8 protein-coding genes and 1 rRNA gene are annotated in these 11,067 nt (G+C 44.7%); 2 read left to right on the top strand and 7 right to left on the bottom strand.

Annotated features, from left to right (window positions below):
* From DFR60_RS28880 to DFR60_RS28850, 6 genes are all read right to left on the bottom strand, one after another.
* Positions 1-95: ribosomal RNA gene (locus DFR60_RS28880) — 16S ribosomal RNA — on the bottom strand; the annotation flags it as partial.
* 635 nt (positions 96-730) lie between these two features.
* The gene (locus DFR60_RS28870; RefSeq protein ID WP_110326582.1) at positions 731-2,839 is read right to left on the bottom strand and encodes a YARHG domain-containing protein; all 2,109 of its coding nucleotides are present in this window, start codon (positions 2,837-2,839) and stop codon (positions 731-733) included.
* Between the two features lie 330 nt (positions 2,840-3,169).
* Entirely contained in the window at positions 3,170-4,597 is a 1,428-nt protein-coding gene (glnA, locus tag DFR60_RS28865; protein WP_110326580.1) for a type I glutamate--ammonia ligase, read from the bottom strand.
* A 169-nt stretch (positions 4,598-4,766) separates the two neighbouring features.
* On the bottom strand, positions 4,767-6,734 hold the full coding sequence (locus DFR60_RS28860; protein ID WP_110326578.1) for a sensor histidine kinase: 1,968 nt from the start codon (positions 6,732-6,734) through the stop codon (positions 4,767-4,769).
* Positions 6,731-7,411 carry a response regulator transcription factor gene (locus DFR60_RS28855; protein WP_110326576.1) on the bottom strand — a complete coding sequence of 227 codons (681 nt, stop codon included), beginning with the start codon at positions 7,409-7,411 and terminating at the stop codon, positions 6,731-6,733. The genes DFR60_RS28860 and DFR60_RS28855 overlap by 4 nt, the downstream gene beginning before the upstream one ends.
* Positions 7,412-7,474: 63 nt before the next feature.
* On the bottom strand, positions 7,475-8,491 hold the full coding sequence (locus DFR60_RS28850) for a GGDEF domain-containing protein (protein ID WP_110326574.1): 1,017 nt from the start codon (positions 8,489-8,491) through the stop codon (positions 7,475-7,477).
* 272 nt (positions 8,492-8,763) lie between these two features.
* On the opposite strand from DFR60_RS28850, the gene DFR60_RS28845 reads away from it, so the two are divergent.
* On the top strand, positions 8,764-9,342 hold the full coding sequence (locus tag DFR60_RS28845) for a TetR/AcrR family transcriptional regulator (RefSeq protein ID WP_110326572.1): 579 nt from the start codon (positions 8,764-8,766) through the stop codon (positions 9,340-9,342).
* Positions 9,343-9,432: 90 nt separating this feature from the next.
* Positions 9,433-10,008 carry a hypothetical protein gene (locus DFR60_RS28840; protein WP_146218638.1) on the top strand — a complete coding sequence of 192 codons (576 nt, stop codon included), beginning with the start codon at positions 9,433-9,435 and terminating at the stop codon, positions 10,006-10,008.
* A gap of 167 nt (positions 10,009-10,175) precedes the next feature.
* Here the strand turns inward: DFR60_RS28840 and DFR60_RS28835 are convergent, their stop codons facing one another.
* On the bottom strand, positions 10,176-10,964 hold the full coding sequence (locus DFR60_RS28835; RefSeq protein WP_110326568.1) for a hypothetical protein: 789 nt from the start codon (positions 10,962-10,964) through the stop codon (positions 10,176-10,178).
* Between the last annotated feature and the right edge of the window lie 103 nt (positions 10,965-11,067).

Genomic DNA, 11,067 nt, shown 5'->3' with positions numbered 1-11,067 from the left:
CATCCGAAAACTTCCTCTTAATCGCTTCGCTCGACTTGCATGTGTTAAGCACGCCGCCAGCGTTCATCCTGAGCCAGGATCGAACTCTCATGTTATAGTCTTCGACTTAACGAGGTATTTTCGAGTTTAGTCGAAACATACGACTCATTACTTAGTGAGGTTCTTTCGAACTTAGTAATGAGGTCGTTACCCCTTCGTTTGATCCGGGGTCAAAATCAACTAACTAGCTAATTTATTTCCCGTTTTACTTGTTGTTTGGTTCGTATACAATAATTGTATTCGTTCTGAATTTTCTCATTCAAAGCCATCAAACAATGGCTTGTTTTATTAGAATTTTCAGGGTTTTACATACTGTTCAATCTTCTGTTTTCAAAGTGCGTTTGCTGTCGATCTGTGTCAGCAGCAACTTTTATATCTTATCACAGTGATTTATTTTTGTCAACCACTTTTTTCATTTTCTTCAAAACTTTCTCAGCGGTTCCGCTGGAAGATTTTTGGGAAAGTTTGCCGCCGTTTTCAGCGGCGAGGTATATCATATCAAAGCAGCTGACAAAAGTCAACATGTTTTTTATTTTTTTATTTTTATTTTTTTGCTGTTCACTTGTGATCCTCCATAACAGATTGTGTTGAAAATTGTTTCCAAACAATTTCTGCATTATTTATTGCTTTTACCGTTATGCATCAACAGCTTAATCCTCTCATACTCTTAGAATTCTTTCACAACTGCAATTTATCCAAAAATATTCAATCCTTCAAACACATCCATATTCTGCATCTCAGTCCCGTCTGGCTGAATATATATGGAGCCTTCAACTTTAATCCAACCGATTTCTCCGGAGACTTTCTTTTTTAGACAAATCCATTTACGGTTATCCCCTCCCACAATCACAACTATATCTTCTGTCTGAATGATCGGCCCATTAAGACTGCCCTCCTTTTTATCATAAGTCGGAATCTCTATCAACGCCTTCACTTCATTACCATGTTCATAAAACTCTCGTTCTGTTTCCACCATTTTTCCGTCCTGCAATTGATACAGACGTTTCGTCATCCAACATTGCAGATGGATGGTATATTCATATGTATACACACCTTTAGCAGTAATTTGAATATTCCCCGGAAAACCTGGTATTCCCCACGCTTGCTTTATCTTTCCATTTACATAACTATAAGCAGTAATCCAACCATCATCGCCATCAACTCTGTCTCCCACCAGTAACTGTGTTTGTTTTCCATCCAGATTGGCTATGTATAACCAGTTATATACATTATCTTCCCCACGGACGATGCTGCTGTCCACTTGTATCCTGTATCCACTACAATGAATATCTGATTCAGACGTATCACCACTCTGAAATTGGATCTTCTCCTTTATACCATCTCCATCCAAATCATGCCATGATCCGGACACAATCGCAACTGGCAATTCATACTCTTGTCCTGGTTTCTTTCGATAGCCCCTGTTAATTTCATTTTGTACAATCAGCTTTATATTTTCCTTCTCAATGTCACTCAGCAGCTGATCTTCCTTTTCGGCAAACGTCATTGCATCATAACGGGGCAGATACCATGTATTTGAGGAAAATACTGCACTAAGAAACGGGTCCTCAAACATTCGGCCATGCCGCGCGTAGATCAGGTTACGATAAATGGAGAGCTCGGTCTGGCTGTAGTCATACAAACTCAATTCATCAATAAGCTGAGTTGAAGTATTTAGTCCGTACTCCATATCACCACTGACATCAAATCCATTTTCCAGGACTTCGCAGAATCCAGCCTTATCAAATTTATTCCCAGCCAGAATCAGACGGTAATCATTTTCCTCACATTGAGAGTCCCGCCCGGACAAAAACAGCATAATACTTCCATCTTCCAGAGTAATATCTATCCGATCCCGGGATTGGTTGGAGGTTCCCATATATCGGATATCTTCCATGTCTAAAAAAGCTTTAACCTGTGTCAAATCGTTTTTTTCTTCCGGCCAGCCAGTGGCGATAACCACCATATCAAGCGCACCATGCTCTGATTTATCCGCCAGTAATTCAATATATTCTCTGGTTCTCACAGTCTCAGCCAGCTCGCTGTCATCTGCTGAATGAAGATAATAGATTGTTTTCTGCTCTCCTCCTGACTCCATCTCAGAAATGCAGTCTGCCAGCTCCTCCGTCGTCACAGATTTCCCATTGACAGTTAATCCGTTACTGTTCCATCCATCTTCATACTCCAACTCTGCCACTAATACATTATCACGAACAGTCAGGTAACGGGTAAACTTCCCTTCCTGTGAATCCATAAGATAAACTTTACCTTCTTTATACAGAAACGTTGTTTCAGGACTTACATCTGTTCCCGGATTACTAATCCTGCAAGGCCCCATGATATTCATCAGACCCTGTTCTGGTGAATATCCATAGATTACCTGCTGATCAACCACCTGACGCTCCGAATCACCAGCATACGCACAATAAAGTTCTTGTTTTCCATCGCCATCAAAATCAATCAGCCTGATAATTGCAGTTCCATTCATAATCCCACCATTGTCGAAAGGTATACGATCAATTGCACCTTCTCCATGTAATAAGATTAACTGGTCTATAACGTTTAAGTATGCCTTTGCAGCCTCCTTAGTCACCCCATCACCTGTATCCACGTTCCTTTGCCTTATCGTTTCCTCTGCCGTCATTTCAGTCTCGATTGTCTCATGTACTGACTCCCTGAGCTGTGTCATTTCTTCTGGTAATGCATCCGGTGAGTCCGGAATGCCTGTCACTATCGTTTGGCTGCATCCACTAACGCATAAACTCACTGCCAGTAGTATAATAATAGCTTTATTATTCATTTGATTCTCCCACGATTTTTTTCACACACATCAATAAATGGCAACTTTATTTTACAATCAACCTCCATTAATGTTTGATTAGTCAAACCAAAGTTACCTATCATAATTATTAATGGCAATACCGATAGTAGCCCAATGATTTGCTTTCCTCATTCCATCTCCAGCTTTATCTGCTTCTTCTATCATTTATTGAATGCTTTCGGCAATGGAGGGACGAAATACTCCAACACTACTATATAAAAAATCAAAAAGCGGTTCCGGGAAACCCGAAACCGCAGATTTTCACTATAAATCTGGATAACTGAAGCAGCTCCCTGCATCACAATATGATTACAAATCAAAATATCTCTGGAATTCCGCCGGATGGGGAATCTGAGACAGTTCCCGACTCTCTGCTCTTTTCTTCTTAAGCCATATCTCAATCAGGCGCTCCGGGAACACGCCTCCCGCTGTCAGATATTCATGATCGGCCTCCAGGGCATGAAGCGCCTCTTCCAATGTCTTTGGCAGCGATTGGATCTTTGCTTTTTCTTCCTCCGGAAGATCATAGAGATTACAGTCAAATGGCCCCCAGCCATGTTTTTCCGGATCGATCTGATTCTGAATGCCATCGAGTCCCGCCATCAGGATCGCCGCATATGCATAGTAAGGATTCGCTGTTGCATCCGGATTTCTCAGTTCAAACCGTTTGGCCTTCGGAGTCTTTGCATAAGCCGGAATCCTGATCACGGCGCTTCGGTTGGATGTGGCATATCCGATGGTCACCGGTGCTTCGTATCCCGGCACAAGACGCTTAAAGGAGTTTGTGGACGGATTGGTAAATGCACATAAGGATGGGACATGTTTTAACAGTCCTCCTATAAAGTAGTGTGCAGTCTTACTGAGACCGGAATATCCATCCTCATCGTAAAAAACTGGCTCCCCGTCTTTCAACAGCAGCATATGGACATGCATTCCATTGCCGGCTTCTTTGTAAATGGGTTTCGGCATAAAGGTAGCAGTCCTTCCAGCCTGAACCGCGGCGTTATGGATCACGTATTTGATAATCATGGTCTTGTCCGCCATGTCCACCATATCGCCCAGCTCCACCTCGATCTCCATCTGTCCTGAGCCGCCTACCTCATGGTGATGGTATTTCACATCCACTCCCCACTCCTGAAGCATCATACACATTCTGCTTCTTAAAGTATAGGCTGTATCCTGAGGTGCCGCGATATGGTATCCGCCGCCTCCGGGTACTAAAAAGCCTTTGTTATCAGCAGACTCCCTGCCGCTGTTCCAGGCCGCCTGCCTGGTATCCACGGTAAAAGCCATACGCTGCGGCTCCACCATATAGCTGACATTGTCAAATAAATGGAACTCGAATTCCGGCCCAATCAGCATCTGGTCCGCGATTCCCTGTTCCTTCATATATTGAATGGCTCTCAGACTTACATTCCTGGGATACTGGTCAAATGGCTTGTTTTCCTTTCCTATGACACATACGTCTCCGCACATGGTCAGCGTTGGAATCTCTGTAAACGGATCCACCACAGCAGTTTCAGGGTCCGGTATAAATACCATATCACTCTTTTCCACTGGGGCATATCCATAGTTCGAACCATCAAAACCAATTCCCTGCGTAAAAATTTCTTCATCAAACCGTTCAACAGGAATGGTGATGTGTCTCCAACGGCCATTTAAATCCGTCATCTTGAAATCAATCATCCTGATTCCCTTTTCTTCGCAGATGCGCAGAACCTCTGTACTCTTTGACATAGTTTCCCCTCCAAATCAGATTGTCAGCAAAATTTGCCTCTTATGTTGATTCTACCATATTCTGGAGAAATTTTCGCCCTTTTAGACGACTTTTTGCTGCAATATTTTTCGTAGTTTTTTCTATGCCAATTATTCTCTGGCAGCTCCGCATTTCCAGGACAACACATGACTAAAATTTGATCCGAAATGTCGTGCCTTTATTCAGCAGACTCTCTACCTCTACCGTACCTCCCATCGCCTCCACAGCAGTCTTTACGATATATAGTCCCAGCCCGCTGGAACCGTCCTTTTCTCCGCGTTCCGGAGATACCTTGTAAAACCGTTCAAAAATATGTGGAAGATGTTCCGGTGCAATTCCCTCTCCAGTATCAGTTACTGTAAGCTCTGTGCAATCCCTGTTCTGCCGGATTTTAAGTGTAATGCTGCCGCCTGGCGGGGTATGGCGGAGGGCATTATAGACCAGGTTATCGAGAATGCTCCATATTTTATCAGGATCTGCCTCCACTTCTGTCCCCGCCTCCGCTTCTGCATAGAATCCCAGCCCGCTATCCCTTACCAGTTCCGCATATTTGCAGTCCGCATCCCTCATCAGCAGGGAGGCGGATATCCGTTCCATACGGTAAACAGCTGTGCCACTCTCCATTCTTGTCACGTCAAAAAGGTTGTGGATCAAACGCTGGAGATCCAGATTCTTATGATATGCGATCCCAAGGTATTCCGCACGTTCCTGCTCATTAACTACGACCGCATCATCTCCCAGCAGTTCCAGATAGTTGTTAAGCACCGTAAGCGGCGTCTTTAAATCATGAGATATATTGGCGATCATTTCTCTCAGTGCCGCCTGGGAAGCTGCCAATTGCTGATTTGCAACGCAAAGCTGTTCCGTACGCTGTTCCACCAGCTGCTCCAGATTCGCATTAATTCGTTCGGCCTCATTGCGCGCTTCCGCGTAATCTCTGGACAGCATAATACACTGACTAAGAATGAGAAACATGTTCGGCCCAATAGCAGGGACAAATAAATCTCCCTCAAATACGGTCTTTGTAACTGGTGCATAAAAGGTAAAGGTCACCAGACTGAACAGAAAGAGCAGACGATATGGATCGCGGCCAATTTTCCCTGACCGCAGGACCAGAATAACCGAAACTGCATAAGGAATAAGAATCAGGAACAAACTGGCCACGGCAGTTGGGAAGGAGGAACCTGGCCAGCAGATAACAGCAATCGGCAGTGCAAAGCCTGCAGCATAGATAACTCGCAGCCAACGATTTAAGCAGATGGAAAACGCCTGAAGCATAAAAAAACAAATGGACAGTCCGTTGAGGGCGAAGAACAGCAGATACATGCGGGCCGCTACCACTCCAAGCCCTCCCGGCAGAAAATATTGAGCTAAATTATTGGTCTCCATCGCCAGTCTCAGCACTGTAGCCACACAGATAAAACTGAATGTCAGATAAAGCCGTTCCCGGCGTCGGAACGCATATAAAAACAGATGGTAAACACCCATGAGCAGGATTCCGCCTAATGCAGCAGCCACCATAATACGCTGCCATAGAATGTGGTGAAGCAGCACGCTGTCACTTCCTATCCGGATCGGATAGAAAAGGCCGCCATCATACATATGAAAATTGGCGACCTGCACCACCAGTTCCAGAACCCGGTTCTGCGGGACGACCGCCACCAGATCGCTGCGTATGCTGGTTTTCGTCTCCCCGGCGGAAGTCCCCACCTGTCCGGCCCGGTACACTTCTCCGCCATTGGCCCAGATAACAGAGGCAGACGTAATCTCCGGAATATCAAGGAGCAATGGGCGGTCCGATCCGGTACTAATCGTCAGACGGTAAGTACCGTACCCCTGATCCGGATATCCAAGGGTTTTCCATGCATCTGGAAGCGAAACGTATTCCACTCCCTCCGCCCTGCCCTTTTTGAAGTCTTCAGGGGTATAAAGACGGCCAAAGTAAAATTCCCACTCTCCTTTCAGGGCATATATTTCTTTGTTAAAATCCGCGTTTTCGAAATTTATTAACCCTGCCTCCGCCTCCGGACCATCCGCAGTAAAAGGCAGGGACACTGTGAAGAACAAAGTAACACAGATAGATAGTATCAGAAGAAATATTGTGATAAACCGTTTCATAGTCTGGTCCTCACTTCTGCTTTGGTATAAAACTGATAGCCTTCTCCACGCACGGTGTCAATTCTGCCTACAAAATCGCCAACTTCTTCCAACTTCCGTCTCAGCCTGGCAATATAGACGGCCACCGAGTTGGCTGTATCAGGCTTTCCAGATCTCCACACCTCACGGTATATCTCCTCCTGAGTCAGGATCCGGCCCGGATTGCCTAAAAGATACAGAAATAATTCAAACTCCTTCTGAGCCAGCGGGATTACATGATTCCCCACAGTCAGGCTCTGCTGATGATGGTCTATGATAAATCCTTTCATTACACTTCGCCTCACCTGAGCATAGATCCGGGCTGCCAGTTCCTTCAAGCTGTATGGTTTGGTGATATAGTCGTCTCCGCCGGACATCAGCCCCCGTATCTTATCCTCCTCGTCGTCCATACAGCTCAAAAATAGAATCGGCGCTGATGTGAGAGCCCTGACTGCCTTACAGAGTTCAAATCCATTCAGATCCGGAAGCAAAACGTCTAACAGAATACAGTCATAGCTGTTCTGTTTCAGCCGCTCTAGGCCTTCCATCGCGCAGACAGCAGTATCAACCTTATACCCCCGGGCCTCTAAATATTTTTTATTTGTACGAAGAATGTCCGGTTCATCGTCAACGGCCAGCAGCCAATAGGTTTGTTCCATAGATTTCACTCCCTTCTTACGAACCGGCACATTCCGGCACCTGTTGCTCCTGTAGGGTAACGCTCATTGTTTCGGTACAGTCTGCTGCAGAGGATAAAAGCTGAAAAACAGTTTTACATCCGGCCGGTCCGGTACCAGCTTGCGAAATCTCCCCCGAATCCGGTTGGTGATTACTTCCATATCCTTACCAGCAGCCCCCGGTGTCATCACCAGAAACTGGCAGCTGGTATAGTATGTATAGATGTCGTTAAAACGAAGAGAGGACGAAATTCCCTTTTTTAATTGTTCCACAAGGAATTCCCTTTCATCGAGCTTTACGAAAGAACCGTATGCATCTGTCAGGGAAACCAGTATGATCTGAACCCGCAGACCAGTCCGGTCCAGGCTTCTCTCCAGGAAATGATAAATAGACAGAAATGTCTGGTAATCCTGACAGTAGGCTCCCCGGGAAAACACAGGTTCCTTCAGCTGACGGCGGATATACTTCATGTCAAGCGGGGCTTCCATAAGCTCTTCTCTAATTTGAAAGTCCGTTTTATAGTGCTCCATGGATTCTTCATAAAAATTCAGGTATTTTTTGCTTTCTGCCTTACCGAATCTCAAGGCAAGATCCGCACGGCTGTAAAGCGTCTGAAATGTATCACCCGCACGAGCCTGATCCGCTCCCATGGTTAACTTCAGATTATTGCCTACTCCCATTTCCTTTCCTATCTGGAGTGCCCGGCTATAGAGACTCTCCGCCTTGCTAAGCAACATATCTTTTCTGTATTCACCCGGTATAAATACGGCAAATTCGTCTCCTCCCATACGCCCTATGATATCCCTTTTAAAAAAGAGACAGCTAATTGCATGAGCCAGTTTCTGAAGAACTTTGTCTCCGGTCAAATGTCCATATATGTCATTAATGCGCTTAAAATGGTCGATATCCATCATAATAAACGCGCCAGAATTCTTTATTCTAAGTTCCGTCCCTACATTCTCCTCTACGGCTCCTCTGTTGAGGAGCCCTGTCAGGGAGTCTTGAGACACCAGTATTTTCAGACGGTCATTTTCTTCCTGTAACTGATCCATTCTTCTCATTGCTCTCTCCTCCAATCCAATCCTTCGATTGTTCCGGCATCGCATGTCTGGTCCTTTGCTTTCAGCCAGTAATATGAACGATTTTATTCATAATCCCTTAAAAGACGAAATGCGAATGCGTTTACCACGCATTCGCATTTCCTGTATTTATATGGTTATTATAGCAGATTATCGGCAATTCCACAAGAAGAAATATAGAAATAAGCTTGACAGTTTCCATTTACAAGCATATAATTATACTGACCAGTCAGTACAACTTCGGAGGGATCACAATGGCAAGGACAAGCAAAAAAGGCTTAATTATGAAGACTGCAAAACAACTATTTGCTGAAAAAGGGTACGACGCCACAGGCATGGAGGAAATTGCTTCCAATGCCGGGGTACCCAAGTCTCTCATCTACTACCACTTCAAAAGCAAGGAAGATCTGTTAAACGCTGTCATTAAAGAATTTGTTGACGAATACAATGAGATCCTGCATGACAGCCGGGCTGAGGGGATTGAAAAGATATCCGTGTACATGGAATTTCTCAAACAGAATCGGGACTGCGCCAGAATTCTCATGAGCGAGTCTTTAAAAAACGGAAGCAGCCAGACGATCCTGTATCAGGTGCTGGCTCCGTTGATGGAGATCGATGGGGAACAATCATCAGACAATCCGAAAATGGACCATGCCCACTGGCTGACTGAATTCTTCACAAGTATTCTTCCAAGTATACTGTTTGTCTGTTATGAGGAGAGCTGGTGTGATTACTTTGGCATATCGGCCGGTCAAATGGAAGAAGAATATTTTACGGCTTACAGACTGACGCATGGGGCTTATCATGAGCATATCCACAAAGTGAGTAAATGAGAAATGATATAGGACGGGAAACAGAATAAAACCAAAAAGATGAAATCAATTACAAAATAAAATTCAGACATAAACAGGGAGGACACACGAATGAATCAGGAACAAGTCCAAGCATCACAAGGCAGATCCAGATCTATGCATAACATCTTTACAGGTGCATTCAGCCTGCTTCTTTTTATCGGGATTGCGGTATGCGCCATCTGTGATACAGCGATTTCACGATCGTTCACATGGTCGCTATATCCGATCAGTGCGATTGTCTTTACATGGCTGGTATTCATCCCCATGATCAAATTCGGTAAAAAAGGAGTTTGCGGTTCCCTGCTCATGTGCAGTATTTTTATTGTACCGTTTTTGTATGTGCTTCATAGACTGATCAGGGTCAGCGATTTATTTTTTCCAATCAGCATCAATATGGCTTTCATTGGAGTTGTGTATCTGTGGTGTATTTTCTTTCTGTTCAGGGTATTCCGGACACGGAAATTTCTGGCGTCAGGAATAACTCTGATGCTGGTAATTCCTGTCGATCTGTTCGTTGCATTTACTCTTTCCAGATTCATCGCCGAGCCGTTCAATGCATGGCATTTAACAAGTTATTTTACAATTGCAGTAACGGCCATGGTACTTATTATAATTGATTTTTCCAGGAAACGGGAGCGGGAGTAATTATACAAAAAATCGCTGAAGTCTCATGACCTCAGCGATTTTTCTGTTTGAGGAGTTTTTTACAGCCCCTTTTTCATCTATGCTTTTACACCAGCACTCCAGAACATACACTTCATGACCGCTATTCTATGATCAGCAATAACACCGTCCACCAACCGCATTTCTATTTACTGATAAATATTATTGATCTTCCATACACCATTAAAACGATACATCGATAATCCGGAATCCCCGCCCATCTGCACGCCTGCGTCACCGACATTGGTCAGCTTATCCACATCCGTCCGGTCTATGGCATCTCTCAGCTTTTCCGTAAACAGCTTATCTTCGCCCATTGTGGCTAATTCCTGCGGGTTTCTTATTTCTTTTAAATTACCATTTTCCTGGACGATCGTCAAAGGATAGTTGCACAGCTTTGCCATGGTGTCCATATCCTTGTATGAAAATGTCTTCTGGATCGTGACTGCTGCCTCCTTCATGTCTTTTATCGCCAGTCCATTACCAGCCGCGGTATCCAGATAAATACTGTTTACTTTCCATTTCTTCTTGAATTTGTACAGGTTCAGGCCACTGTCTCCCCCCATCTGCGCGCCTGCGTTCCCCTCAGCCTGAAGCTTCGCTGCGTTGGTGGAGGCGATCGCATCCTGCATTTTACTGCTGAAAATCAGTCCGGAGTCCAGTTTCTTAAACGCCGCCTTGTCTTTGATCTCCACCAGGGAACCGTCTCCGTAGACGATGGTCAATGGGAAATTACATAATCCGGCCAGCTTCTCCATATCTTTGTTCTGAAATGCAATCTGCACTGCCTGGGCCGTATCCTGAAGGCCGGACTGGGACTGCCTCGTTCTTGACTTCGCTGCCATCACCACATTTCCCGTAGCCGCAAAGGCCGGGACAGACGGCACTGCTCCTGCAATCGCCACCGCACACATACAAATCACTGCAAATCTTTTCATAATGAATACCTCGTCTTTCTATTTTCTTATTACAAACGATTAGACGTCTGGTATTGGTGAAAAAGTTTCAGCAATTTTCATTTTATGGATAGAAATGGAAAAA

Source organism: Hungatella effluvii (assembly GCF_003201875.1).
GTDB lineage: Bacteria > Bacillota > Clostridia > Lachnospirales > Lachnospiraceae > Hungatella > Hungatella effluvii.
The sequence above is the reverse complement of the archived record's forward strand: the minus strand, read 5'-3'. Positions and strand labels throughout refer to the sequence as shown.

What these genes read in the sequence shown, in the direction of transcription:
- DFR60_RS28870 (WP_110326582.1), bottom strand. Translation starts at nt 2,839, where the DNA reads ATGAATAATAAAGCTATTATTATACTACTGGCAGTGAGTTTATGCGTT.
- glnA (WP_110326580.1), bottom strand. Translation starts at nt 4,597, where the DNA reads ATGTCAAAGAGTACAGAGGTTCTGCGCATCTGCGAAGAAAAGGGAATC.
- DFR60_RS28860 (WP_110326578.1), bottom strand. Translation starts at nt 6,734, where the DNA reads ATGAAACGGTTTATCACAATATTTCTTCTGATACTATCTATCTGTGTT.
- DFR60_RS28855 (WP_110326576.1), bottom strand. Translation starts at nt 7,411, where the DNA reads ATGGAACAAACCTATTGGCTGCTGGCCGTTGACGATGAACCGGACATT.
- DFR60_RS28850 (WP_110326574.1), bottom strand. Translation starts at nt 8,491, where the DNA reads ATGAGAAGAATGGATCAGTTACAGGAAGAAAATGACCGTCTGAAAATA.
- DFR60_RS28845 (WP_110326572.1), top strand. Translation starts at nt 8,764, where the DNA reads ATGGCAAGGACAAGCAAAAAAGGCTTAATTATGAAGACTGCAAAACAA.
- DFR60_RS28840 (WP_146218638.1), top strand. Translation starts at nt 9,433, where the DNA reads ATGAATCAGGAACAAGTCCAAGCATCACAAGGCAGATCCAGATCTATG.
- DFR60_RS28835 (WP_110326568.1), bottom strand. Translation starts at nt 10,964, where the DNA reads ATGAAAAGATTTGCAGTGATTTGTATGTGTGCGGTGGCGATTGCAGGA.